The sequence below is a fragment of the Belliella filtrata genome, assembly GCF_022549775.1.
Classification (GTDB): domain Bacteria; phylum Bacteroidota; class Bacteroidia; order Cytophagales; family Cyclobacteriaceae; genus Belliella; species Belliella filtrata.
This window is the reverse complement of the sequence record NZ_JAKZGP010000004.1, coordinates 1-24868: the sequence shown is the minus strand read 5'-3', so window position 1 is coordinate 24868 and position 24868 is coordinate 1. Positions and strand designations below refer to the sequence as shown.

The following is a 24868-nucleotide window of genomic DNA, read 5'->3' as shown; positions in this document are numbered from 1 at the left end:
CCGATGTGCAATATTTTAGAATAAGTTAAAAGTTTTGTCTTTGGTTTTTTTGAGGTTGAGCATAACATATTTCTTCAATCTCGTCCATCTTTCAAACAGCTTGATGTTTTTCTTGAAATCATCTCTTAGAGCGACATCTTCCTGCACTGGTTGTTGTGGTTTCGGGACATAAAGCATGGCTGTGCAAAGACAGTTCTGTCTATTCTTGCTTTGTAAGATTTCAAAATTCACACAGCTTTGACACCCTTTCCAGAATTGTTCATCATCAGTTAAATCTGCGTAGGATACAGGGATATAGCCTAGCTCGGAATTGATTTTCATTACAGCTGCTCCCGTGGTTAAGCCAAATATTTTGGATTCAGGAAATTTTTCTCTACTTAACTTGAAGATTTCTTTTTTGATCAATCTAGCTAAGCCATACTTTCTAAAAGGTGGTGAAACAATCAAGCCAGAGTTTGCGACGAATTTTCCATGTCCCCAAGCTTCAATATAGCAAAACCCAGCCCAGACCCCGTCACTGGTAAGTGCTATCACGGCCTTGCCTTCTTTCATTTTGGTTTGGATGTATTCTGGAGACCTTTTGGCAATACCAGTACCTCTAGCTTTAGCCGATTGCTCCATCTCATCTGTGATGATAGAAGCATATTCCAAATGTGCCTCAGTGGCTGTAGTGATTTTGAAAGTTATATTGTCCATTTCTGGAAAAGATTGGATTTTCAACAGTGAAGTTTAAGAAATTGTATAAATAATTATGCTATTGCTGGCTACCCACTTAAGGTGTGCCATAAAATATAGAAGGGACTATGCCCTAAAGCTGTTCCTAAACCTCCTGTATGGAGCCAAAAATAACATAGCCAAAAGCATATAATCTTTTGAAGTCAAGGTGTTCGCTATGTTTATTGTTTTTCTCATTTTCAAATTTGCCTTACAAAGGTTGTAAGAATGATAAAAATATGCAAGGTGTTTTGTGAATTTTCATGAAATTTAATAATCTTAATATTCTTCGGCAAATTCAATTTGGTAAATCTTTAAAATACTTAAGATTTATGCCCTATATCCCATTTGATAATGAAGTTAACTTAAGGAACTTGATTAGCATGGAACTCAAAATCTTGAAATTTCCTTATCCAATCATTAAAATAAAATTTCAGAAATCATGAAGATAGAGATTTGGTCAGATGTAATGTGCCCGTTTTGTTATATTGGCAAGAGAAGGCTTGAAGCTTCCTTGGCGAAATTTGAGCATCGAGATAAGGTCGAGATCGTATGGAAGAGCTTTTTGCTCAATCCAGATCTTAAAACCAATCCAGACCAATCCACGCTAGATTATCTCTCAGCTTCAAAAGGCTGGTCAAAATCGCAAACTGAACAAATCTTGAGTCAGGTTGTTGAAATGGCTAACAATGAAGGCCTGACTTACCATATGGATAAGACTGTGGTGGCTAATGCAAAGAATGCCCATCGAGTTTTGCAGTTCGCAAAAGCTTTGAGATTAGGCGATAGCATGAAAGAGCGACTTTTCAAAGCATACTTTACTGAAGGAGCCAATATAGATGATACCGCTACATTGCAAAGGTTAGGTGAGGAAGTAGGTTTAGATCGAGAAGACTTGAAGGATGTTTTGGCTTCAGATCAATTTATAGAAAAGGTTAATGGTGATATCCAGGAAGCCATTCAAATAGGAGTGAGAGGTGTGCCATTTTTTGTCTTTGATAATAAATTTGCAATTTCTGGCGCACAAGCTGTAGAGACTTTCGATCAGACTTTGACCAAGGCTTGGGAAAAATATATGGAATCTCAACAGCCACTTAAATTTGAATCTCAAGAAATAAATAATTCGTGTGATTTGGAAGGGAATTGTAATAATGATTAAAAATGTCTTACTTTAAGTACTAAATAATCTTATACAAATGATAAAAAGGATAAAAAAATTAACACTGTTTCAGATACTTAAGGATAGTGTTGTCGATTTTGGCAATAGTGATTCTATGAGTTTTGCGGCTAGTACAGCCTTTTACACGATTTTTAGTATGCCTGCTTTGTTGATCATTTTGCTCAACATTGGGACTACTTTTTACAATGAATCTGATGTAAGAGATGAAATCATCGTACAAGTGAGAGAGTTGGCAGGAGAAGAAAGTGCTCAAACCTTAGCTGATATCATGGCAAACTTCTCCATGGAATCAGATGGAGTTTTGTCAAATTTTATTGCATTTGGGATTTTGGCATTCAGCGCGACAACTGTCTTTGTAAGTTTACAAAATGCCATCAACCACATCTGGCACATCAAAGCTAAGCCAGAGAAAGGGATAGTGAAATTTGTCGTCAATAGACTATTAAGTTTTTCCATGGTTGCTTCCATAGGATTCATCATGTTGGTGTCTTTGGTTTTAGACGCTATCATAATTGTTATTTTTAATTATTTCTCAGAGTTTTTCGAGAATGGTGCTGTATTGTTGGCCTCCATAGTTCATTTAGTGATTGGACAAGGTATATTGGTTGTAATATTCGCATTGATGTTCAAAATACTTCCAGATGCAAAAGTGAGGTGGAGAGATACATGGATAGGTGCAGTAGTCACGATGTTATTATTTGTGCTGGGTAAATACCTGATAGGTCTATACATGGGTAGCTCTGACATGGGTTCTGCATACGGTACTGCGGGCTCATTGGTGGTGCTATTGATATGGGTTTATTATTCTGTGGTAATTTTCCTATTTGGCGGACAAGTGACATATTACATTGCTGAAAAAGTAGGTAAAGGTGTGATACCATATCCTCAAGCAGTAAAAGTAGAATTGAGAGAGATTGAAAACGATAGTTCTGATGCTTGATAGTTTGATCAGTCAAATAGATCAACTCATAGGTTCATTAAATACCTAAAATCCGCAGACCTTTCAGGTTTTTATTGACTAACATACAGTTATTAGAAATAATCGAGTGAAACCTGTAAGGTCCTGTGTCGCTATAAATCTATAGATTACAGCATTCTCTTGCGGATTTAGAAGATACTTTAAGCGTTGTATAGCATTAAGCTTACAAAGCTTTAAAAATAAAAAGGCGACCGCTTTGGAGATCGCCTTTTTCATGATTTTTTTAAGCAAAAAAGCTTTTTAATCCTTCAATTCTCTCTTGGAGTGATTTTTCTACAGCTCTGTATGCTTCTTTATTTGGAAGCTTTTCATTGACGGAGAAGTAGTACTTTATTTTTGGCTCTGTTCCAGAAGGTCTCGCAGAAATCTTGCTACCATCTTCTAAATAGAACTGGATAACGTTAGACTTTGCCAAAGCCAATTCACTTTCAGTTTGATTGATCATATCATAGACCTTGCTTTCTTTTACATCTACAATCTTACTTACCTTTACACCATTGATTTCTGAAGGTCTGTTTGACCTAAACCCTGCCATTAAGTTTTGTATTTGTTCTGCCCCATCCTTGCCCTTTTTAGTTACTGAAATCAAATGCTCTTTGTAGAAACCGAATTGCATGTAAATTTCCGCTAACACATCTTGGATAGTTTGTCCTTTTGATTTGTAGTAAGCTACGATCTCTGCTACAATGGCACAGGCAGACACACCATCTTTGTCTCTTACAAAGTCACCGACGAGGTATCCGTAGCTTTCTTCACCTCCTGCTATAAATGTCTGCTTACCTTCAAGCTCTCTAATGACCTCTGCGATATTTTTGAATCCTGTAAGTACTGCGTAACAAGTGACACCAAAACTTTTACAAATCTCATCGATCAGCTCTGTGGTCACGATAGTGTTAACCATAAACTGATCTCCTGTGAGTCGACCAAATTCTCTCCACTTGTTCAATAAGTAATAGGTAATGAGTGAACCTGTTTGGTTTCCATTGAGTAGTTCGAAATCTCCATTTCCAACAGGTACACATGCAGCATACCTGTCTCCATCTGGGTCACAGGCAAGTACAAGAGAAGCATTGACTTTTTTCCCAAGCTCTAAGGCCATGTTTAGCGCTTCAGCTTCTTCAGGATTAGGGTAAACTACCGTAGGGAAATTCCCATTTGGTTCAGCTTGTTCTTCGACCACGTGAATATTTTCAAAGCCAAATACTTTCAGTGCAGCTGGTACCATCTTACCAGAAGCACCATGAATTGGTGAAAATACAACTGGCATGGCACGTTCCAGCATGATTTCATTTGGAGAAAGGCTAAGTTTTTTTACTTCATTGAGGTAAATAAAGTCGAAGTTTTCATCTATGAATTCGATCAAATCATCATTTTTGTTCCAATTGACATCATCTACAGAGGTGATTTTTTGGACTTCAGTGATGATGTTGGTGTCATGTGGAGCCACTACTTGACCACCATCTTCCCAATAGGCTTTGTACCCATTGTACTCCTTTGGGTTGTGAGAAGCTGTCACCATTACACCACTTTTGCAGCCAAAATGCCTAATGGCAAATGATAACATAGGTGTAGGTCTCATTTCTTTGAAATACTTTACATGGATGCCATTTGCGGTGAATACATTTGCAGTAGTATCAGCAAAAAGGGTGTTGTTGATTCTAGAATCATGAGTGATCGCAACAGCAATGGTTTCTCCTGGGAATGATTTCAAAAGGTAGTTTGCTAGGCCTTGAGTAGCCATAGCGACGGTATAGACATTCATCCTGTTGGAACCTACACCCATTAAGCCTCGAAGTCCACCTGTACCAAACTCTAAGTCTTTATAGAATGAATCTACAAGTTCAGTGGTATCACCAGACATTAATAAATTTCTAATTTCGACTTTACTTTTTTCGTCGATGTTGCTATTGAGCCAAGACTCTGCTTTTGCCCTTATTATTGGATCTACAATGTTCATTTTAATAAAAAGTTTGAATGAGCGTTCAAGTTATAAATTTTAGGATTCAATGTGAAAGGTTTGGGTTGTTATCGTTAATAAAAATGTTTTGTTGGGAAAGTTTTTTGAGGTTAGCAAATACAATTGATCAATTAGTTGATAAATTATTATGGAACTGAACTGGAAATCAATAATGAAAAAGTTAAATTCACACTATGGATTTTTCAAATATTAGCTACTTGCTTAATGGAAGTGAAAGGCATAAGCGTGCTCACAGGTTACTTGATTCTCTTGATGTTTTCGGAGTACTCCAAAGTTATAGGCCGATTCTAGTGGGTACATTTCCTATTAATATAGATATAGAAAGTAGTGATTTGGATATCATTTGCACTTATGAATATGCAGAAGATTTTAAGCAAAACCTAATTGATTACTTTGGGTCACTTCCAGGCTTTGAAATCAGGGAAGCTATGAAGCATACAGGGTATTCAGTGATTGCTTGCTTTTTTGTAGGGGACTTTGAGATTGAAATTTTCGGACAAAAGACACCAACCAAAGACCAGTATGCCTTTAGACACATGCTGATTGAGTATGGCTTGTTGCTAAAAATGGGGGAGGAGTTTAGACAGGAAATTATAGCTTTGAAAAGGCAAGGCTTCAAGACTGAACCAGCATTTGCTAAGCTTCTAGGACTGAAAGGGGATCCTTATGAAGCCCTTTTAGCTTTGGAAAATGAGATTTGATAATTGAAGTGAAAAAGCTGTCTCACCTGTAATCAAGTTTAAATTAATGAATTCAAAAGTACAATTCATCACATTTAGGTCACAGCTGAGACAGCAAGGTACAATTTATAAGTTACCTCTTAATTCTTGTTCTCGCTCAATGGCTTCGAAAAGTGCCTTAAAATTACCCTTGCCAAAGGATTTGGCACCTTTTCTTTGGATGATCTCATAGAATAAAGTAGGCCTATCTTGTACAGGCTTGGTGAAGATTTGTAGTAAATAACCTTCATCATCTCTATCTACCAAAATATTAAGGTCTTTGAGTGGCTGAAGGTCTTCGTCGATTTCTCCTACACGGTCTAGTAAATCATCGTAGTATGTTGAGGGCACTTCTAGAAACTCAACACCTCTTTTTCTCAATTCTGATACTGTATGGACAATATCATCTGTGGCAATTGCCATGTGCTGTACACCTGCACCATTGTAAAAATCTAAATACTCTTCAATTTGAGATTTTTTCTTTCCTTCGGCAGGTTCGTTGATTGGGAACTTGATGTAGCCATTGCCATTGGAGACTACTTTGGACATCAATGCAGAGTATTCTGTAGAGATGTCTTTATCATCAAAAGTGATCAGTAGTTTGAATCCCATAACATTTTCATAGAAATCTACCCACTCATTCATCTCACCCCAACCTACATTACCGACACAATGATCGATGTATTTAAGTCCAATCGAAGTACTTTTGTATTCTGATGTTCTGGGTTTGTAGCCAGGTAAGAAAATACCATTATAGTTTTTCCTTTCTACGAAAGTGTGAATCGTTTCGCCATATGTTCTGATAGAAGCTACTTTTACTTCTCCATTATCATCTTTGAGAATGTTAGGCTCTTGATAAGAAACGGCACCTCTTGATGTGGTCTCTTTCCAAGACTTCTCGGCATCATCTACCCATAGAGCAAGAACCTTGACACCGTCACCATGTTTTTTGATATGATCAGCTATAGGGTGGTCTTGCTGCAAGGGGGTAGTGAGTACCAGCCTTATTTTATCTTGTTTCAATACATAAGAAGCGCGGTCTCTGATTCCGGTCTCTGGGCCTGCATATGCTATCAATTCATAGCCAAAGGCATACTGATAATAGAGGGCTGATTGCTTGGCATTGCCCACGTACATTTCAACATAATCTGTCCCATTGATTGGGAGAAAATCTTGTTCCATTTTGTTCAAATTTGGGTTTATACTGATAGTTACAAAGATAAAAAAATATGTGAGACTATTTTTGTGGGTTTTTGTTTGTCAAAAGGAATATAACTGCAAGAAGTAAATAAGTAAATGCCCAATCCTTATGTCCTAGGGCTGAGCTGACTAGTGTAAAGATAAAATACCATATGGGTAATCCGACCAACCCAATGATGAATTTGAAAGTTGCTATAAAGGTAGCGTCTTTGACACTTCTAGACATGCGCAGCCATGACCAGTAGAGCGGCAAATGAAAAAGCTTCATCAGTTTATTGCGCAGGTAGGTGGTTTTTAAAGGTTTGTTAAGTGCCGGTGTTTCTTGGATGAATTGATCAATAGCTACTTTTGAAGTCAGGTCAATGCGGTGTTCAATCATACTACAAAGTAGATTTTCATAGTTATCATCAGGTATGCTGACCACAAGTTTTTCAAGCCCTTGATGAGTGGTTTTGATTAAGCTATCAAAGTTCGGGTAATGGGTATTTGCCACTATACATTCTCCAAAGGTGATGCGGACTTTGCTTCCAGACTGGAAATGATTAGAATAATTGATACCAACTGGCAGGATAACAAGATCAAGATTTGGATTTTTTTCTAAGGTCTGAAAAGCGATTCTAGCAAAACCCTTTTTCAACGGTCTCAAATTTCTCAAAGTACTATGGCTACCCTCGCCAAAGATCAACATGGCACCTCTGCCAAGTAGAACCTGAATGCTCTTGTCGAAGGTCTCTTGGTTTTTCTCCATATTTTTAACCCCATCTCGGACACGATAGATGGGAATCATCCTGATGTAATCTAGAAGCTTAGCAAAAAACGGATTGCGAAAGGCAGAGGCACGGGTGAGAAAATGCGGCTCTAGTCTTGTATGCGTAGCTATCATCAAGGGATCAATCAAGGCATTTTGGTGATTGCTGACAATGATTACAGCCTTATTTTTAGGTATATTTTCTTTCCCTTCTACGACTATTCTATGATAAAATAAATGTAAGGCAAATTTGACAATCAGTCGGAGAAAGTAGTTGAACCAATATTTCATTGAATTGCTATTGTGATACTTTAAAAAAGGTGGAAAGATGTAATATCTCCCCACCTTTGGTGATTCAAGTGACTTCGTTATTGTAAGTTGCTATGAATTTAGATTTCCCCTGTTTTAAAGGTATTCATCTACTTTGGTTCTGATTTTACCAGATGGCCTATCAGCTGAAGGATCGATGATTTTCCCTTCTTTGTCTAGAAGGATGAACCTTGGAATTGCATTCACCATAAAGTGTTGAGCTAGTTCTGATTTCCATGCATCTTTGGCAAACCATTGTAAACCTTCCATGTTTTTAGCTTTCACCATTTTCTCCCATGGATCTTTTGAATCGTCTATGGATACTGTCAGAAAAGCAATAGATTTGTCTTTATACTCTTCTTTCATTTTGTCCCAATGTGGGTGTTCAGCAATACAAGGTCCACACCAAGTAGCCCATATGTCAATGTACACTAAGTTGCCTTTTAGGTCACTCAAGTTGACTTCTTCACCTTCTATGTTTACAAAAGAAAAATCAGGTACTTCTTTTCCAGGCATGATTGGTTCCCACTTCTCTTTTAAAGCTTCAAGTTTGGCCGCAAGTTTTGGGCTTTGGTTTTCCTCCATGAATTTTTTGTATGATGCTTCGGTATGTGCTGGACCTCGATATTGCATGTTGGATTTGATGTAGTCAAAAAGGAATTTGTCTTTGACCACTTGGTTTTCAATCATATCGTCCATTGCAGTGAATCTTGCATTTTCATAGCCTGATGGATCCTTCTGCAAGGTACTATCTGCTTTCATCATTTCGGAAACCCTTTCTCCAATTCTTCTATCTACCACACTGGTATAAGATCGAGAGTCTAACAAATCCTCTCTTCCAAGGTTGATTTGACCGAATTTAGCTTTTACTTCTTCTTGAGGAAAATCAATGGAATCCTGACTCACTTTATTGATATAAGCATAATACATAGGGTATTGTGCATCATATAACAAAGGTTCATATTCATAATAGGCATCCTCCAAAGTAACAAAGTCTCCGTCAAATGCTCTCTCGGTTTTGATACTTTCATATTTTGATTTGGTCAAACCAAAAATGCTGTCCTTCTTTTTGAAATAGGCATCTTTATCTAATCCCATCAACTCCATGTAATTTGAAAGTCCGCTTTTTGTATTGATATTATTTTTTTCATACAAATAGGCATTTTCAGCTTCGTGGTCTCCAGAGAAAACTATGGATTCGCCAAACTTTGCTGCATCTCCTGTGATATATAGGCTATCACCAGGGCTCAAAAATAGGTTAAGCCTCTCTCTTCCAGCTGTAAGCATGTAGTTTTCAAATTTGTCCGCATCAAAACTTACATGAAAACTTCCGTCTTCTTCGAGCTTTGTGTTGGCAATCTCTTCATCTAAGTATACTTTGATTTCCTTCGCTTCCGAATTTGAAAGGTTTCCCGCGATGATAACTTTTGGATTGAACGCTTTTTCTTGTTTGCATCCAAAAGCAAAAATCACAAGAGCTATCCAGAGCAATGATGTTCTTTTCATAATGTGGTGTGTTAGTGAGTGGAAATTTTCAAGCTAAAATTTAACTATGATTTCTTGTAATTCATAATTTTTGATTCATTTAACCATTATCAAAGGCCTAAAAAAGGTGATGATCTGGAAATAATGATAAACTAATGTGATAAAATTCAAATCGTTTAATTTTTATAACGCAGCTTTTTTCTCATGAAAAAAGACCATGAATCTCTCTATCGACCATATTGACTATAGTAGAAAAGTCTTCTGGATTAGCTACAAAATCCATGTCGTTGACATCAACGATGAGTAACTTCCCTTTATCATATCCACCGATCCAATCTTCATAATGTGAGTTTAGATTTTTCAAATAATCAATCCTTATGGAATTCTCATAATCCCTACCTCTTTTCTCGATTTGACCTACTAGCTTCGGGATATCTGCTTTCAGGTATATCAGCAAATCAGGAGCCTGTACAAATGCAATCATAGAATGGAACAGGTTCAAGTAGTTATCATAATCTCGCTGTGAGATAAGGTTTGATTTATGAAGATTTGCTGCAAAAATATAGGCATCCTCATAGATCGTTCTGTCTTGAATGATCGACTGCTCGCTTTGCCTAATCTTATTGATTTGATTGAATCTACTATTCAAGAAGAAAACTTGAAGGTGAAAAGACCATTGCTTCATATCTTCATAGAAATCTGCTAGGTATGGATTGTTGTCTACAGATTCAAACTCTGCTTTCCAGCCATAGTGTTTTGCCAATTTCTCTGTTAATGTGGTCTTTCCACTTCCAATATTTCCTGATACTGCGATATGCATGATGAAATTTTAAATAAATAAAACGCTGATATTACTTCAATTTCGAATGGGAAATGCTTCCTATAGATTTTGAACTTTCCCAAAGTTGGGTTACTATGTGAAAGCAAAAACTGTGTTCAAGTTTTAACTTTGGAAAGGTTATCTAAACTGAATGAAATTGGTGTTTATTTTTTGAATTGAGAGGATACGATTATTTCTTTGGAGCCAGGAGTATGTTTATAGAATCCTTCTCCAGATTTCACTCCCTTATAACCCGCCTGAACCATATTGATAAGCAGAGGGCAAGGAGCATATTTAGGATTTCCAAATCCTTCATAGAGAACCCTTAGAATAGAAAGGCATACATCAAGCCCTATGAAATCAGCCAGTTGTAATGGTCCCATAGGATGAGCCATACCAAGTTTCATTACTGTATCAATTTCTGATACACCTGCTACTCCCTCGTACAAGGTGTATATGGCTTCATTGATCATTGGCATCAAAATTCTATTTGCTACAAAGCCAGGATAATCATTTACTTCTACAGGCTCTTTTTCCAGGCTTCGAGAAAGTTCCATGATTTCATTGGTAACTTGATCAGAGGTGGCATAGCCTCTGATCACTTCTATCAGCTTCATGACTGGAACAGGGTTCATAAAATGCATGCCGATTACTTTGTCAGGCCTATTAGTTGCAGCACCTATTTTGGTGATAGAAATAGAGCTTGTGTTGGAAGCTAGGACGGTATGTGGAGGACATACCTTATCAAGCTCCTTAAATATATTCAATTTGATGTCCACATTTTCAGTTGCTGCTTCTACGACTAAATCTGCTTGCACAACACCTTCGGATAGTTGAGCATAAGTCTTGATGTTTCCTAGTGCAGTTTCACGTTGTTCATCATTGAGAACACCCTTAGAGACTTGTCTATCAAGATTCTTTTGAATGGTTGCGATTGCTTTCTCTAGAGCGGTGGGATTGACATCGATCAAGGCGACATTGAAACCATTTTGTGCAAATACATGAGCGATTCCATTGCCCATAGTTCCTGAGCCAATTACAGCTATATTTTTCATCATTTATTGGGTTTACATTTATTTTTAAATCTTTCAAGATCAGAAAAGTTTCGGATCAAAGCCAAATCTAAGCCGATTAGGTACTTTTTCCAATTTCTACATCAAGTTATTTCTTTACCTTTGAGGTATGAAAGAATTAGGAAGAATCAACAGCCTATTGATCAATAGATTTACAGCAAATGGTGCTTATTTGGCATTGCATGATGGGGGAGAAGTCCTCTTGCCGAAGAGCTATCTACCAGAAGATATCGAAACTGGTACTGAAATAGATGTTTTTGTATATACTGACAGTGAGGACAGGCCTGTAGCGGTCACCACACCACCAGTAGCTTTGTTGGATGAATTTGCAGTGATGGAGGCAAAGGAAATCACTAGGTTTGGTGCATTTATGGATTGGGGATTGATGAAAGACCTCTTTGTCCCGAAATCCGAAATGCGAGGGGATATGGTAGTAGGTGAGAAGTATTTGATCAGGGTAAGTATAGATTTTAAGACCAATAGGCTAATTGGTGTCAATAAATATGATGATTTTTTAGAGGAGGATACGCGAGGATTTGAGGAAGGGCAAGAAGTGGAAGCACTCATTTTTGCTCAATCAGATCTTGGTTACAAAGCTTTGATAGAACAGGCATTTGAAGGTTTGATCTATAGAAATGAGGTGTTTGAATCTATTGAATTGGGGCAGAAAGTAAGGGCTTTTGTGAAAAAGAAAAGGGATGATGGTAAGCTGGACCTTAGTTTGACACCTTCAGGAAGAGAAAAATACGAGGAAGGGGCTGAAAAAATCCTTGCTTTATTAAAAGTTAAGAAATTTTTGCCCCTTCATGATAAATCATCCCCAGAGTCCATTAAAGAGTTATTGGGTATGAGTAAAAAGCATTTCAAACAATCCATTGGACAACTTTATAGTGCAAAATTGATCAACATCCGACAGGATGGTATCGAGTTGCTCTAAGTTAATGTAGCCTTAGGATTTGGTTGGGTGATGTGCAGAGTACCGCCTTATCTTTCATGATGGCTATAGGAGCCTTGATCAGGTGCGGATATTTGATTAATATTTGTAGCCAGCTTTCATCGTCCCAGCTCTTGCCAGCGATTTGCGACTGATAGTCAGGATGTGCTCGGTTCAATAGGTCTTTAGGCCTAAGGTTAAGTTTAGTCAATATTGATCTCCAGCCAGTAGATGTGATTCTCTCTTTGTCTATGTTAATTTCATTGACGTGTTTAGCGACTGCATGGGCATATGCCCGCACTTGCTTGTCTACATTGTGAGTCGGATTGTAGTAGAAGAACAGTTCGTTTGGATGCATTTTCATGACAGTATGCGTTTGGTGATGGTATAAGTTAAGGTTTAAATTTGAAAATAAAAATAATAAACCGATAAAATTGTAGTAAAAGAAATTTATTTACTGTTTTGAATTAGAATGGATTTAGAAAATTTTAAAAATCAAGCAAAGGCGGATTTTGTAACACACAAAAGGACAAAGGATCGCCTGAGGAAATTAAAACCTAAGGCCTTAGATGAAATGTTCTCAGATGCCCATGAGGAAAAGTTTTCAAAAATTGATTGCTTGACTTGTGCCAATTGTTGTAAGACGACAAGCCCGATTTTTATTCAAACAGATATTGATAGATTAGCCAAGGTTTTCAGAATGAAATCTTCAGCATTTATAGATGAATACCTTTACAGGGATGAGGATGGTGATTTTGTATTGCAATCATCCCCATGTCCATTTCTAAATGAAGACAATACTTGCTTTGTATATGAAGAAAGGCCAAAAGCATGTAGAGAATACCCCCATACAAACCGCAAAAACATGCATGGTATCCTTAACCTGACTTTGACAAATACCCAAGTATGTCCTGCTGTACATGAAATATTTCAAGACTTTGGCAAAGATTTTAGGAAGTAAAGGATTGAGTTTACTATTTTAGCACCTTAAACCTATTGATAAAAAATTATGAATAACAATGACGAGCTTTTTTTGGGAGTAGATGTAGGAGGTACTCACTTAAAGATTGGCTTAGTCAATCGTGCTGGTGAAATAGTATCTTTTGACAAAGAAGATACCACTCCATACAGAGATGATCCAAGAGGATTCAATCAATGTTTCATTGAGGTGGTTGGTAAATATTTGGAAAAATATCCAGAGGTGACAAAAGTCGGTATAGGTCTTCCGGGTCTTATATCTAAGGATAGAACTACAACACTAGAAATCCCAGCAATTCCTGCTTTGAATGGATTTAACTTAAAGCAAGGCTTGTTAGATAAATATCCAAACAAGAAGTTTTTTTTAGAGAATGACGCAGCGGCAGCAGCAGTTGGTGAATTTAGGTATGGCAAAGGGAACCCTTCACCAAACTTCCTTTTTATCACCATGGGAACAGGTATTGGCAGTGCGATGATTGCTGATGGACAGGTTTTCAAAGGCTCAAGAGGCAATGCTATGGAGATGGGCCATATGATGTCCAGAGGTAATGAAGGACTTGAAAGAATCATCGGAAGAGATGGGATTTTAAGAATCATGGACAGAATGATAAGGGCATACCCTGACTTGGCCGGTGAAGACCTGATTGGGAAAGAACTTGGTACGCACCTGCTAGTAGATACAGCAAAGAAGGGTAACCAAGTTTCTATCATGGTGTTTGAAGAAGTGGCACGTGTACTGGGTGAGGCTATCGTATCAGCGATTAGAATACTGGATGTGACTGAAGTCTATTTTGGTGGTGGGATTTCTGCTGGATTAGAATTTATGATGCCTGCTTTGGATAAGACGGTAAGACAGTTTCTTACCAAATACTATGTAGATGATCTCAAGATGGAGAAAGCTACCTTAGAAAACAATGCTGGCACATTGGGAGCAGCTGCCTTATGTTTTATGGAAGAATAATATGCAGTATTTGACTGATAAAAATTAAAAGCCTGATAGCTTTATTGGAAGTAAAGTGTTTTATCCTTTACAAACCTTAATAGCTGTCAGGCTTATTTTATTTAAAATGTATTAAATTTTTAGGTTAATAGTTAAAGTTATGGTTCCAATCTGCTGATTGTGACTTCACTAACTTTATTGATGGCATTGAGTCTGAACATGACTTTCAGTGGTTGTGTTTCATCTCCTTCATAAGCGGGACATTCTTTACTTGAACTAGGTTCGAAAAAGTAGTAAAAATAGCTCTGACTCTTATCAACGAGAATGACACGATCTGGTCTCCCGAAGGTTTTTATCAAGCTTTGGTTATTGGCACCGAGAAAGTTGTTTTTAATTTTTTGAAATTGCTCAAGCTGCTGAATTCTCAATCCATTGCAGCCATAGCGATCATTTTTCCAGTCAACTAAGTTAATGTCTTCTACGTCTAATTTTCCAGAGCATGAAAACAAGACTAGTATAAGTAAACTACCTACTATGCATCTATATTTGTTGTACATTTTCTATTTGATTTGAAACGGACTTTTGAAATCTTTGGATGGTCCTGTGATTTTTCCAAAGCCAAAAATACGAGCATAATGTGTAGCCTGAAAGTACAATCAATATTATATTTTGGTCTATTTCAGCAATTGCAATGTACACAATGAATGCAGAAAGTATTGCCACACGAATAATCTCCTGAATTTGATACCATTTGTTTTGCTCAAAAATCGCTGAAAAACTAACAGTACTCCAAATTATCAATACAGAAAAACTGATTTGCTGAGTCACATCAAGCTTGTTTAAGTTAAAAAGGAAATAGGCTGTCAAGCCCATGAGTATGAGGTATTGAAAGAATACATAATGATTCAAAGCGTTTGGGACAGTGGTATCAAATTTTTTGTAATCAGGACCTATGTCTTTTACTGCCCTATACCCTCCGAGATCATCGGGTAACCAGCCTGGTTTGTAAAATAGGTACTTAAGTTTATTCCTCCAGGTTTTGATTTGAGCCAGCTCATTTTTCATATTGACATAGTGAGACAAATTTACCCATACAGGGTTCCAGCTGTTGACTGGCGTGGTAATTCCGTAGGTCGGTCTTTCTTCTTCTTCTTGAAAAGTACCAAACCACTTATCGAAAATGATAAAAGTCCCTCCATGATTTTTATCGATGTATTTGGGGTTTCTTCCGTGATGCACACGATGATGAGAAGGTGTGTTCATGAATTTTTCCAAAAAACCCATTCTATCAATTGCTTCTGTGTGTATCCAGAATTGGTACAAAAGATTCAGTCCAGATACCAAAACTAATTGAATTGGGTCAAAACCGATAATTGCTAGTGGTAGGTAAAACATAAATGTCCAAATTGTTTGAGTGGAGCTTTGTCTCAAAGCCACGGAGAGATTGTATTCTTCTGAAGAGTGGTGTACTACATGTCCTCCCCAGAATAAATTGATCTCATGAGACTTGCGATGTGCCCAATAGTAACAGAAATCATAAAGGAAAAATAGCAAAAGGAAACTCCAAAGATTGTTAGGAATAGAAAGCAAAGCGAATTTTTCAAATAAAATTGTGTAAATGCCAATAGAAAGGATTTTCAAAAAGACTCCAGTGACTTGAGATACTACACCAAGGTTGATGTTGGTGATGGCATCATTCATTCTATAACTCGGATTTTTTTGAAACCTTAGGACGATCAATTCAATTGCCATTAAAAGAAAATACATAGGAATGGCAATGACAACAGGGCTTAGATTCATCTTATTATCAGCTTTTTGGGTTTAATGTTGTCAGAAAACTAATTATAAAAACTGAATAAACGAAAAATCAGATTCGATTTTGCTTAGCATAAATCTTTATATTAGCGCCTTAATTTGACAAACATGATGTATTATAGATTTGGTAAAGTATTCCATTTTGCGACAGTATTATTATTTGTATTTGTGTTTCTTTACATATATGCTGCACTCGCAGATATTGTAGCATATCAGTTAGATGAAGGTGGAGGATTTGACAAGGTACTGACTAAGGAAACATTTTTTTATGGAGGAGTTATCACTTTTATATTGCTTAACATTGCTTTGGTGATACCTGCCAAAGTGATAGAAAATCAAAGTGTGCCAAGCTTGAGAAGGATTTTCCCCAAAGGAGAATTGTTGACTGATTACATGCTAGCATGGATGTATAGCTTTGTAGGAATTGTAAATGTTGCATTGATTATCATGGCTTTCTTTATACATAGTATCAACAATCAGCATGAGATTAGTGCTGGTGACTTCAGCTTTTTCTTTTACCTTGTCCCGATTTTGTTTACGGTTTGGATAGGAGCATTATTTTGGATTTTGATAAAGAAGTTCAATTCCGTAAAATTAGGCCAGTAACCTGAATATTATCATAGTCAATTAAGTGGAGATTTAGAAAATGGCAGAAAACGTTCAATACACAGAAGATAGTATCAAGTCCTTGGATTGGAGAGAGCATATCAGGCTTAGGCCAGGTATGTATATCGGTAAGTTGGGAGATGGTAGTGCTCAAGATGACGGTATCTATGTACTTGTTAAAGAGATTTTGGACAATAGTATCGATGAGCACATGATGGGACATGGTCGTACGATCGATATCAAAATATCTGAGCATAAAGTAGAGGTAAGAGATTATGGACGAGGTATTCCTCTAGGGAAGGTAATAGATTGTGTTTCCAAGATAAATACTGGAGGTAAGTACGATTCGGGAGCTTTCCAAAAATCTGTAGGCTTGAATGGGGTAGGTACCAAAGCGGTAAATGCTTTGTCAGACTACTTCAAAGTACAATCCTATAGGGATGGGGAAACCAAAGTAGCTGAATTTGAAAAAGGCGTTCTGGTCAAAGATCAACCCATTAGCAAATCTTCGGATAGAAATGGAACGAAAATTATTTTTTCCCCAGATGCTTCAGTGTTCAAAAACTACCATTTCATTCCAGAATACCTAGAAAATCAAATTTGGAACTATGCATTTTTGAATGCTGGACTGACGATCAACTTTAACGGGAAGAAATACTTTTCTGAAAAGGGGCTCTATGACCTCCTACAGAGAAAAGTAGATGAAGAGAGTAGCAGGTATCCTATTATCCATCTGAAAGGCAATGATATAGAAGTAGCAATTACCCATAGCAATCAATATGGTGAAGAGTACTATTCCTTCGTCAACGGACAGTTTACCACACAAGGAGGTACTCACTTAGCGGCATTTAGAGAGGCTATTGTAAAGACTATCAGAGAGTTTTACAAGAAAGATTATGATGCTTCTGATATTCGACAAAGTGTAGTTGCTGCTATTGCGGTGAGGGTTCAGGAGCCAGTTTTCGAATCACAGACCAAGACCAAACTTGGTTCGCAGACTACAGGGCCAGATGGTCCTACCTTGAGAACATTTGTCAACGATTTTCTCAAAACTGAACTAGACAACTACCTTCATAAAAATCCTGCAACAGCGGATGCTTTGTTGAAAAGAATCTTACAATCCGAACGTGAGCGTAAGGAAATCTCTGGTATCAAAAAGCTTGCAAATGAAAGGGCTAAAAAAGCCAACCTTCACAATAAGAAATTGAGAGATTGTAGGGTTCATTATGATGATCCCAAAAGTGATGAAGAGAAAAAAAACAACACCATGCTCTTTATCACAGAAGGGGACTCTGCATCAGGTTCGATTACCAAGTCAAGAGACGTACAAACTCAAGCCGTATTTTCTTTAAGAGGTAAGCCTTTGAACTGCTTCGGGATGACCAAAAAAGTAGTCTATGAAAATGAAGAATTCAACTTGTTGCAACATGCCTTGAATATCGAAGATGGTATAGATGGTCTTAGGTATAGAAAAATTGTGATAGCAACAGATGCGGATGTTGATGGCATGCACATTAGACTTCTGATCATGACTTATTTTCTACAATTCTTCCCAGATTTGGTGAAAAATGGTCACTTATATATCTTAGATACCCCACTATTTAGGGTGAGAAATAAGAAGGAAACGATCTACTGCTACACTGATGAAGAAAGACAACGTGCCATTCACAAGCTTGGGAAAACGGCTGAAATCACGCGATTTAAGGGGTTAGGAGAAATTTCTCCTAATGAATTTGGGACTTTTATCGGTGAAGATATCAGGCTAGAGCCCATCATCTTGAATAAAGAAACAAAAATAGCTGACCTGCTAGGTTTCTATATGGGGAAAAATACGCCCGATAGACAAACATTTATCATCGATAACCTCAAAATCGAAAAAGATATTGTCCATGATGATCCTGCAGGAAAAGGATCTGATGAAGAGGAAGATACTGCGGCTTGAGAAGCGAGAAGCGAGAAACAGCGAGATAGCGACGAGAAACGAGAGATTAGAGACAAGAGGCAAGAAACAAGAGGCGGAAAAGAGACTATTAAGTAAAGTTAGTTTTTATCAGGCTGAGGCTATGTCAAATCTTAGCTCTAAGATCTAATTCCGATGCCTATCGGGACTAAAATTCTCAGCTTCGGCAGGGATGTTAATAAAGAAATTGTATAATAAGTACATTGCATGAGCGAGGAAAATAAAAATATACCAGAGGAAAACGACAAAAGCTTAAATGAATCCATTCCTGTTACAGGAATGTATAAGGAGTGGTTTTTGGACTATGCTTCTTATGTGATTCTTGAAAGGGCTGTTCCAGCTATAGAAGATGGTCTCAAGCCAGTACAGCGAAGAATCCTTCACGCCATGAAAGAGATGGATGATGGGAGATTCAATAAGGTGGCAAATATCATCGGTCAGTCTATGCAATATCATCCACATGGTGATCAATCTATAGGTGATGCGATTGTCAATTTGGGGCAAAAGGAGCTTTTGATAGAAACTCAAGGAAACTGGGGAGATATCCGTACTGGAGATGGAGCTGCTGCATCTAGGTATATTGAAGCTAGGTTGTCTAAATTTGCCCTTGAGGTAGTTTTCAATCCACAGACTACTGAATGGCAACTGTCTTATGATGGTAGAAAAAAGGAGCCAGTTACCCTTCCTGTAAAATTTCCACTTTTACTTGCTCAAGGTGTGGAAGGAATTGCAGTTGGCTTATCTACTAAGATTCTGCCTCATAACTTTATTGAATTGATACAAGGTTCTATTCAAATACTTCAAGGAGAGAGGACCAATATACTTCCTGATTTCCCTACTGGAGGGATGGCAGATTTTTCAGAATACAATGAAGGGCTTAGAGGTGGGAAAATAAAAGTTAGGGCAAAGATTGAAGAAGGGGATAATAAAACTTTATTAATCAAAGATATACCTTTTGGTACTACTACCAATTCTTTGATAGATTCGATCATCAAGGCCAATGACAAGGGGAAGATCAAAATCAAAAAAGTAGTAGACAATACTGCTGCAGAAGTTGAAATCGCAATCCAGCTTGCACCAGGGCAGTCTCCTGACATGACAATAGATGCACTCTATGCATTTACTGATTGTGAAGTAAGTATTTCACCAAATGCCTGCGTTATCATTGAAGAGAAACCAGTTTTTCTTTCTGTCAATGATATCTTGGAATACAATACCAAGCAGACAAAAGCTTTGCTCAAGAGAGAGCTTGAGATTCGAAAGGCTGAATTGATGGAAAAGCTTCTTTTTTCATCTTTGGAAAAGATTTTTATCGAAAACAGGATCTATAGAGACATAGAGGAGTGTGAAACTTGGGATGCGGTAATACAGACTATTGACAAAGGTTTAGATCCGTTCAAGCCAGATTTCTACAGAGAGATTACCACAGATGATATTATCAGGCTTACTGAAATTCGAATAAAAAGGATTTCTAAATTCGATGCCTTCAAAGCAGACGAGTTGATGAAAAAGCTGCAAGATGAGCTCAAAGAAGTCAATCATAACTTGAAGAATTTGACCGCTTTTGCGATCAAGTACTATGAGAATTTGCTTGCAAAATATGGTAAAGGCAGAGAACGTAAGACTGAGATCAGGACTTTTGACCAAATCGAAGCCACGGTAGTAGCTGCAAATAACGCCAAACTATACGTCAATAGAGCAGATGGATTTGTGGGGTATGGATTGAAGAAAGATGAGTTTGTATGTGATTGCTCTGATCTGGATGATGTGATTGTAATACGAAGAGATGGTGTATGTATGGTCACCAGGATTCAGGAGAAGGGATTTGTAGGCAAGGATATATTGTATGTAGGGATTTTCAGAAAAGGAGATGAGCGTATGGTTTATAACCTGATCTACTTAGACGGAATCTCTGGAAGGGCTATGGTGAAGCGTTTTCAAGTGCTTGCAGTGACAAGGGATAGAGAATACCCATTGACAAAGGGAACTAAAGGCTCCAAGGTCCTCTATCTCACTGCCAATCCTAATGGAGAAGCAGAAATAGTAACTGTCTATTTGACGCAAGGAGCCAAGGCAAGAGTAAAGGTATTTGACTTTGAGTTTAGTACGATTGAAATCAAGGGTAGAGGTGCTGGTGGTAATATTCTGACAAGATATCCAGTTAGAAAAATTCAGTTTAAAATGGAAGGAGTTTCTACCTTAGGAGGCTTGGATGTGTATTATGATCCTTCAGTAGGTAGATTAAATACCGATCAGAGAGGTACTTTGATAGGGAATTTTCTTGGAGAAGATAAGATTATCGTATTCTACAAAAATGGAGAATATGAGTTGACTACATTTGAATTGACCAATAGGTATGAGTCTCAACAAGTTCTATTGATACAGAAGTTTGATGTTCAGAAAGTAGTATCTGCGATTTACTTTGATGGGATATCTAAGAATTATATTGTCAAAAGGTTCTTGATAGAGACTTCTACGCTCAATAAAAAATTCAATTTCATCTCAGATCATAAGCAATCAACACTAACCTTGATCACAACTGCAAAAGATCCACAAGTCAAAGTAGAACTTCAAAAAGGTAAAGAGAAGGAATTTGTAGAATACGATTTTGACATGCTAATAGATGTCAAAGGATGGAAAGCGATGGGAAATAAAGTTTCCTCACACCCTATTCTTTCGCTTGAATTGATCGAGCCAAAGAAGAATGAAAAGGAGGGTGAAGATGATGGTAATTCAGAGGGAGAAGGGGAAACGGATGATTCTATTCCAGTAGGTACTACTTTGGATCTGAAGATTCAAAAAGAGGATGAGGATCAGTTAGGTTTATTTTAAATTCAAAGCATGGAGGAGAAAGAGAAGCAATTCTTAGCATATTTGGCCACATACATTACACCTCACAAATTAGAAATGATGGAGGCAGTGATGGCAAAAAGAACCAAGTATTTCACCATTGTGCTGGAAAATATCTACAAGTCACACAATGCTTCGGCCGTCCTCAGGACGGCTGATTGCTTTGGAATTCAAGATGTGTATATGATTGAGGATGAGCAAGAATATAAAGTCAATCCTTATGTCACAAGAGGAGCATCCCAATGGGTAGATATTCATAAATACAGCAACTATGGAGGCAATGGAGTAGCTTGTTGCTTATCTGACCTAAGAGCAAAAGGCTTCAAAGTATATGCAACAAGTCCACGAACGGGAAGCATATCCATACACGACCTACCTGCGACGGAGAAGACGGCATTGGTTTTTGGCAATGAACATGAAGGCGTAAGTGAAGAAATGATTGCAAAAGCAGATGGTTTGGTTCATATTCCAATGGATGGGTTTACAGAGAGTTTTAATATATCTGTGGCTGCCTCTATTTTTTTGTTTGACTTACAGCGAAAGGCCTTGTCTATGCAAATACCTGATTTTTATATTGATGAATTTGAAAAAGAAAAACTGAGATCAAAATGGTACAGAGCGATTGTGAAAAATGCTGATATCCACGAAAGAGAGTTTTATAGTAAAATCAAATAAAAAAAGCCCGGGAATGGGCTTTTTTCTAAAGTTTCAATGGATCGGGAATAATAATCACTTAGGTATTGATTGCTAAGTTTTGGTTCATTCAAAGACATTTTTCTTTGTGATCGGTGATGGTAATCATAGAATGATTTTCTGTCAAGTATCAAATAACATCCAATTTCTAAAAAGAGCCACATGTTTTCACCGCATTTTTACTTTTACAAATAAGGCCTACAAAATTCAAACTACTTAAAAGCTGGAATTCCGGTGATTGCATGACCTAAGATCAATAGGTGAATATCATGGGTGCCTTCATAGGTAATAACAGACTCTAGGTTCATCATATGTCTCATCATAGGGTATTCTCCCGTGATACCCATGCCTCCATGTATTTGCCTTGCCTCCCTAGCTATAGCCAAGGCCATGGCTACATTATTACGTTTTGCAAGGGAAATTTGAGCTGTACTAGCTTTACCTTCATTCATCATTTTTCCCAGCTTCCAGTTGAGCAGTTGAGCTTTGGTGATTTCAGTGAGCATTTCAGCAAGCTTTTTTTGAATCAATTGAAATGATCCAATAGGTTTGTCAAACTGAATTCTTTCTATAGCGTACCTACGAGCAGCATCATAGCAGTCCATAGCAGCTCCCACAGCTCCCCAAGCGATACCATATCTAGCCGAATCTAGGCACATCATAGGAGCGCCAAGGCCAGATTTTTCTGGCAGTAGGTTTTCTTTTGGAACTTTGACATTGTCAAAGACTAATTCACCAGTACATGAAGCCCTAAGCGACCATTTGCTATGTGTCGTTGGCGTACTGAACCCTTCCATACCTCGTTCCACGATCAATCCATGGATACGACCTTCTTCATTTTTTGCCCAAACTACAGCCACATCTGCCTCTGGTGCATTGGAAATCCACATCTTGGCTCCATTGAGCAGGTAGTGATCCCCCATATCTTTAAAGTTGGTAACCATTCCACTGGGGTTAGAACCATGATCAGGTTCTGTAAGTCCAAAGCAACCTAACATTTCACCAGATGCAAGCTTTGGAAGATACTTCATTTTTTGATCCTCGCTTCCAAACTTATAAATAGGGTACATGACCAGAGAGCCCTGAACAGACGCCGTGCTTCTCATTCCAGAGTCACCTCTTTCGATTTCTTGCATGATCAATCCATAGGAGATATAGTCAAGCCCTCCTCCTCCATAGGCTTCAGGAATCTGAGGGCCAAAAGCCCCCACATCTCCAAATTTCTTAACAATCTCTGAAGGAAAGTGAGCATCTTGAGACCATTTTTCAATATTTGGACTGATTTCTTTTTTGACAAAATCTCTTATCGATCCCCTGATTAACTTGTGCTCTTCTGTCAGAAGGTCGTCAATCTCATAAAAATCAACGCCTTCAAATAGGTCTTGTTTGGTAGATTTTGTATTTACTTGATTTGGATTCATATCTATTTTGGTTTTATGCTAATTATAATGGATTTTTGCGCTAGCTATTTCACCATTCTTGCCTTGAATTAAGCAAGAAGCGAGATAAAAAACTACCTTAATTGACAAAATTTTAGCACATGAGCCCGGTTCCTGATCAAAAAGACGTTTTAGAGAAAATAGAGTTACTTCAAGAGAAATTCAAAGCTTCTGGGCAAGATCTTACTTCTTATCTTGAGGGATTGCTTTATGCGGATTATTTGACTTATTGGGATTATATCAACTTGGACGTCTTGCTGTCACTTCAACAGCCAAAGACTTCTTTTAAGGATGAGAAGATTTTTATCATCTATCATCAGATCACCGAACTATACTTCAAATTGATCATATGGGAGCTAGAGCAAATTGCTGATCAGGAAGCTATAGACAGCAACTTTTTCACCCAAAGGCTAGAGCGAATAATCATGTATTTTGATCACTTGATTTCTTCTTTTGCAGTGATGTGGAAGGGAATGGAAAAGGAGCAATTCTTAAAATTTCGGATGTCCTTACTTCCTTCTTCAGGATTTCAAAGTGCTCAATTTAGAATCATCGAAATCATGTCAACGGACGTGAAGAACCTCCTTCATGTTGAAAAAAGAAATGGTTTAAATAATTCTCTTTCTGCTGATGAGCAGTTCGAAATGCTCTATTGGCAGCAAGGTGCTATTGAACTTGCTACTGGAGAAAAGACCCTTACACTCAAGTCTTTTGAAGAGAAATATGGTAAAATGCTTAAGGAGCTGATGGTTTCATTTGAATCCAAAAATATTTGGAAGAAATTTGAGGAATGCAAAAATAAGGATCAAGCACTCATTGACTTGATGAAACAATTGGATCTCAAGGCTAATGTGTTTTGGCCCTTGGCTCATTACAAATCCGCTGTCAGGTATCTTCAGAAAGACCCGCAAGATATTGCAGCTACTGGAGGTACCAACTGGCAAAAATACTTACCTCCTCGATTCCAAAAGGTAATCTTCTTCCCAGCGCTTTGGACAGAAGAGGAAATGAATGATTGGGGTAAAGGCTGGGTAGTAAAGGAGATTTTTGGAGAGGATGTTGGAAATGTAAGAGAGTAGAGGGAGATAAAAGAAAGTACAAAGTAAAATGTAAAAAAGAACCAAGTATATTCAATCAAGATCTCTAAATCTTGTAGAAACTTAATGCCTAAATGCTTCTTTTTTCCGCCAGATAAGTTTGAAGTAATAAAGTGTAGGTGAAGGGCTAGATATAATTCTAGCCAAATTCGAGACTGTTCATTTAAGTGTGTCTGCTAACTTTACAAAAGATGAACAAGAAAAAGAGAATTGAGGATATTTTAAATGATCCTGAGATGAGTGAACGTTTGAAAGAACGTCTTTACAGTAAAAAAGGGTTGTTTGGAAAAGAGAGTCCTTTCAGTGAGATTTTGCAAGGTATGGTAAATACACTACTTGAAGGTGAGATCG

22 protein-coding genes and 1 pseudogene are annotated in these 24868 nt (G+C 37.6%); 12 read left to right on the top strand and 11 right to left on the bottom strand.

From position 1 onward, the window contains the following. Nucleotides 1-15 precede the first annotated feature (15 nt). A complete protein-coding gene (locus MM239_RS02970; protein WP_241346478.1) occupies nucleotides 16-696 on the bottom strand; it encodes a GNAT family N-acetyltransferase in 681 nt (226 codons plus the stop codon). A 460-nt stretch (nucleotides 697-1156) separates the two neighbouring features. Between MM239_RS02970 and MM239_RS02965 the strand changes: the two genes are divergently transcribed. Then, entirely contained in the window at nucleotides 1157-1873 is a 717-nt protein-coding gene (locus tag MM239_RS02965) for a DsbA family oxidoreductase (protein ID WP_241346477.1), read from the top strand. 37 nt (nucleotides 1874-1910) lie between these two features. Next, nucleotides 1911-2834: a YihY/virulence factor BrkB family protein gene (locus MM239_RS02960; RefSeq protein WP_241346476.1), complete on the top strand. Its 924-nt coding sequence runs from the start codon at nucleotides 1911-1913 to the stop codon at nucleotides 2832-2834. A gap of 262 nt (nucleotides 2835-3096) precedes the next feature. Here MM239_RS02960 and MM239_RS02955 read toward each other — a convergent pair whose 3' ends face one another. Continuing rightward, nucleotides 3097-4830: a phospho-sugar mutase gene (locus MM239_RS02955; protein ID WP_241346475.1), complete on the bottom strand. Its 1734-nt coding sequence runs from the start codon at nucleotides 4828-4830 to the stop codon at nucleotides 3097-3099. Nucleotides 4831-5024: 194 nt separating this feature from the next. Here MM239_RS02955 and MM239_RS02950 point away from each other — a divergent pair, with 194 nt between their 5' ends. Then, complete coding sequence (locus MM239_RS02950) at nucleotides 5025-5552, top strand: DUF4269 domain-containing protein (RefSeq protein WP_241346474.1); 528 nt, start codon at nucleotides 5025-5027, stop codon at nucleotides 5550-5552. A gap of 105 nt (nucleotides 5553-5657) precedes the next feature. Here MM239_RS02950 and hppD read toward each other — a convergent pair whose 3' ends face one another. The 5 genes from hppD to MM239_RS02925 all read right to left on the bottom strand — a co-directional run bounded on the left by hppD (nucleotide 5658) and on the right by MM239_RS02925 (nucleotide 11187). Continuing rightward, nucleotides 5658-6752, bottom strand: coding sequence for a 4-hydroxyphenylpyruvate dioxygenase (gene hppD, locus MM239_RS02945; protein WP_241346473.1), 1095 nt, complete (start codon nucleotides 6750-6752; stop codon nucleotides 5658-5660). 55 nt (nucleotides 6753-6807) lie between these two features. Next, a complete protein-coding gene (locus tag MM239_RS02940) occupies nucleotides 6808-7809 on the bottom strand; it encodes a lysophospholipid acyltransferase family protein (RefSeq protein WP_241346471.1) in 1002 nt (333 codons plus the stop codon). Nucleotides 7810-7923: 114 nt separating this feature from the next. Beyond that, entirely contained in the window at nucleotides 7924-9333 is a 1410-nt protein-coding gene (locus tag MM239_RS02935; RefSeq protein WP_241346469.1) for a TlpA family protein disulfide reductase, read from the bottom strand. Between the two features lie 181 nt (nucleotides 9334-9514). Next, the gene (locus MM239_RS02930; protein ID WP_241346466.1) at nucleotides 9515-10132 is read right to left on the bottom strand and encodes a deoxynucleoside kinase; all 618 of its coding nucleotides are present in this window, start codon (nucleotides 10130-10132) and stop codon (nucleotides 9515-9517) included. 164 nt (nucleotides 10133-10296) lie between these two features. Next, nucleotides 10297-11187 (bottom strand): 3-hydroxyacyl-CoA dehydrogenase family protein, encoded by an 891-nt coding sequence (locus MM239_RS02925; protein WP_241346598.1) that lies wholly within the window; start codon nucleotides 11185-11187, stop codon nucleotides 10297-10299. A 127-nt stretch (nucleotides 11188-11314) separates the two neighbouring features. On the opposite strand from MM239_RS02925, the gene MM239_RS02920 reads away from it, so the two are divergent. Then, the gene (locus MM239_RS02920) at nucleotides 11315-12142 is read left to right on the top strand and encodes a CvfB family protein (RefSeq protein ID WP_241346464.1); all 828 of its coding nucleotides are present in this window, start codon (nucleotides 11315-11317) and stop codon (nucleotides 12140-12142) included. Between the two features lies 1 nt (nucleotide 12143). On the opposite strand, the gene MM239_RS02915 is transcribed toward MM239_RS02920, so the two are convergent. Then, on the bottom strand, nucleotides 12144-12503 hold the full coding sequence (locus MM239_RS02915) for an arsenate reductase family protein (protein WP_241346462.1): 360 nt from the start codon (nucleotides 12501-12503) through the stop codon (nucleotides 12144-12146). A gap of 108 nt (nucleotides 12504-12611) precedes the next feature. On the opposite strand from MM239_RS02915, the gene MM239_RS02910 reads away from it, so the two are divergent. Both MM239_RS02910 and MM239_RS02905 read left to right on the top strand, forming a co-directional pair. Beyond that, nucleotides 12612-13100, top strand: a complete 489-nt coding sequence (locus MM239_RS02910) for a YkgJ family cysteine cluster protein (RefSeq protein ID WP_241346460.1) — start codon at nucleotides 12612-12614, stop codon at nucleotides 13098-13100. 48 nt (nucleotides 13101-13148) lie between these two features. After that, on the top strand, nucleotides 13149-14078 hold the full coding sequence (locus MM239_RS02905) for an ROK family protein (protein WP_241346459.1): 930 nt from the start codon (nucleotides 13149-13151) through the stop codon (nucleotides 14076-14078). 137 nt (nucleotides 14079-14215) lie between these two features. Here the strand turns inward: MM239_RS02905 and MM239_RS02900 are convergent, their stop codons facing one another. Both MM239_RS02900 and MM239_RS02895 read right to left on the bottom strand, forming a co-directional pair. After that, a complete protein-coding gene (locus MM239_RS02900; RefSeq protein WP_241346458.1) occupies nucleotides 14216-14614 on the bottom strand; it encodes a hypothetical protein in 399 nt (132 codons plus the stop codon). Continuing rightward, nucleotides 14598-15857 carry a sterol desaturase family protein gene (locus tag MM239_RS02895; RefSeq protein WP_241346457.1) on the bottom strand — a complete coding sequence of 420 codons (1260 nt, stop codon included), beginning with the start codon at nucleotides 15855-15857 and terminating at the stop codon, nucleotides 14598-14600. The genes MM239_RS02900 and MM239_RS02895 overlap by 17 nt, the downstream gene beginning before the upstream one ends. A 123-nt stretch (nucleotides 15858-15980) precedes the next feature. Here MM239_RS02895 and MM239_RS02890 point away from each other — a divergent pair, with 123 nt between their 5' ends. From MM239_RS02890 to MM239_RS02875, 4 genes are all read left to right on the top strand, one after another. Then, entirely contained in the window at nucleotides 15981-16478 is a 498-nt protein-coding gene (locus MM239_RS02890) for a DNA topoisomerase IV (protein WP_241346456.1), read from the top strand. 40 nt (nucleotides 16479-16518) lie between these two features. Next, nucleotides 16519-18420: a DNA topoisomerase IV subunit B gene (locus tag MM239_RS02885; protein WP_241346455.1), complete on the top strand. Its 1902-nt coding sequence runs from the start codon at nucleotides 16519-16521 to the stop codon at nucleotides 18418-18420. Between the two features lie 225 nt (nucleotides 18421-18645). Next, nucleotides 18646-21270, top strand: a complete 2625-nt coding sequence (locus MM239_RS02880) for a DNA gyrase/topoisomerase IV subunit A (protein ID WP_241346454.1) — start codon at nucleotides 18646-18648, stop codon at nucleotides 21268-21270. Nucleotides 21271-21279: 9 nt separating this feature from the next. Then, the gene (locus tag MM239_RS02875; protein WP_241346453.1) at nucleotides 21280-21963 is read left to right on the top strand and encodes a TrmH family RNA methyltransferase; all 684 of its coding nucleotides are present in this window, start codon (nucleotides 21280-21282) and stop codon (nucleotides 21961-21963) included. 230 nt (nucleotides 21964-22193) lie between these two features. Here the strand turns inward: MM239_RS02875 and MM239_RS02870 are convergent, their stop codons facing one another. Further along, nucleotides 22194-23402: an acyl-CoA dehydrogenase family protein gene (locus tag MM239_RS02870; RefSeq protein ID WP_241346452.1), complete on the bottom strand. Its 1209-nt coding sequence runs from the start codon at nucleotides 23400-23402 to the stop codon at nucleotides 22194-22196. 119 nt (nucleotides 23403-23521) lie between these two features. Between MM239_RS02870 and MM239_RS02865 the strand changes: the two genes are divergently transcribed. Both MM239_RS02865 and MM239_RS21280 read left to right on the top strand, forming a co-directional pair. Beyond that, entirely contained in the window at nucleotides 23522-24499 is a 978-nt protein-coding gene (locus MM239_RS02865) for a tryptophan 2,3-dioxygenase family protein (protein WP_241346451.1), read from the top strand. Nucleotides 24500-24708: 209 nt separating this feature from the next. Continuing rightward, nucleotides 24709-24868, top strand: a pseudogene (locus MM239_RS21280) (IS256 family transposase); the annotation flags it as partial.

What these genes read in the sequence shown, in the direction of transcription:
- MM239_RS02870 (WP_241346452.1), bottom strand. Translation starts at nt 23,402, where the DNA reads ATGAATCCAAATCAAGTAAATACAAAATCTACCAAACAAGACCTATTT.
- MM239_RS02955 (WP_241346475.1), bottom strand. Translation starts at nt 4,830, where the DNA reads ATGAACATTGTAGATCCAATAATAAGGGCAAAAGCAGAGTCTTGGCTC.
- hppD (WP_241346473.1), bottom strand. Translation starts at nt 6,752, where the DNA reads ATGGAACAAGATTTTCTCCCAATCAATGGGACAGATTATGTTGAAATG.
- MM239_RS02920 (WP_241346464.1), top strand. Translation starts at nt 11,315, where the DNA reads ATGAAAGAATTAGGAAGAATCAACAGCCTATTGATCAATAGATTTACA.
- MM239_RS02910 (WP_241346460.1), top strand. Translation starts at nt 12,612, where the DNA reads ATGGATTTAGAAAATTTTAAAAATCAAGCAAAGGCGGATTTTGTAACA.
- MM239_RS02935 (WP_241346469.1), bottom strand. Translation starts at nt 9,333, where the DNA reads ATGAAAAGAACATCATTGCTCTGGATAGCTCTTGTGATTTTTGCTTTT.
- MM239_RS02875 (WP_241346453.1), top strand. Translation starts at nt 21,280, where the DNA reads ATGGAGGAGAAAGAGAAGCAATTCTTAGCATATTTGGCCACATACATT.
- MM239_RS02970 (WP_241346478.1), bottom strand. Translation starts at nt 696, where the DNA reads ATGGACAATATAACTTTCAAAATCACTACAGCCACTGAGGCACATTTG.
- MM239_RS02880 (WP_241346454.1), top strand. Translation starts at nt 18,646, where the DNA reads ATGAGCGAGGAAAATAAAAATATACCAGAGGAAAACGACAAAAGCTTA.
- MM239_RS02925 (WP_241346598.1), bottom strand. Translation starts at nt 11,187, where the DNA reads ATGAAAAATATAGCTGTAATTGGCTCAGGAACTATGGGCAATGGAATC.
- MM239_RS02965 (WP_241346477.1), top strand. Translation starts at nt 1,157, where the DNA reads ATGAAGATAGAGATTTGGTCAGATGTAATGTGCCCGTTTTGTTATATT.
- MM239_RS02900 (WP_241346458.1), bottom strand. Translation starts at nt 14,614, where the DNA reads ATGTACAACAAATATAGATGCATAGTAGGTAGTTTACTTATACTAGTC.
- MM239_RS02940 (WP_241346471.1), bottom strand. Translation starts at nt 7,809, where the DNA reads ATGAAATATTGGTTCAACTACTTTCTCCGACTGATTGTCAAATTTGCC.
- MM239_RS02905 (WP_241346459.1), top strand. Translation starts at nt 13,149, where the DNA reads ATGAATAACAATGACGAGCTTTTTTTGGGAGTAGATGTAGGAGGTACT.
- MM239_RS02890 (WP_241346456.1), top strand. Translation starts at nt 15,981, where the DNA reads ATGATGTATTATAGATTTGGTAAAGTATTCCATTTTGCGACAGTATTA.
- MM239_RS02895 (WP_241346457.1), bottom strand. Translation starts at nt 15,857, where the DNA reads ATGAATCTAAGCCCTGTTGTCATTGCCATTCCTATGTATTTTCTTTTA.
- MM239_RS02930 (WP_241346466.1), bottom strand. Translation starts at nt 10,132, where the DNA reads ATGCATATCGCAGTATCAGGAAATATTGGAAGTGGAAAGACCACATTA.
- MM239_RS02950 (WP_241346474.1), top strand. Translation starts at nt 5,025, where the DNA reads ATGGATTTTTCAAATATTAGCTACTTGCTTAATGGAAGTGAAAGGCAT.
- MM239_RS02885 (WP_241346455.1), top strand. Translation starts at nt 16,519, where the DNA reads ATGGCAGAAAACGTTCAATACACAGAAGATAGTATCAAGTCCTTGGAT.
- MM239_RS02960 (WP_241346476.1), top strand. Translation starts at nt 1,911, where the DNA reads ATGATAAAAAGGATAAAAAAATTAACACTGTTTCAGATACTTAAGGAT.
- MM239_RS02865 (WP_241346451.1), top strand. Translation starts at nt 23,522, where the DNA reads ATGAGCCCGGTTCCTGATCAAAAAGACGTTTTAGAGAAAATAGAGTTA.
- MM239_RS02915 (WP_241346462.1), bottom strand. Translation starts at nt 12,503, where the DNA reads ATGAAAATGCATCCAAACGAACTGTTCTTCTACTACAATCCGACTCAC.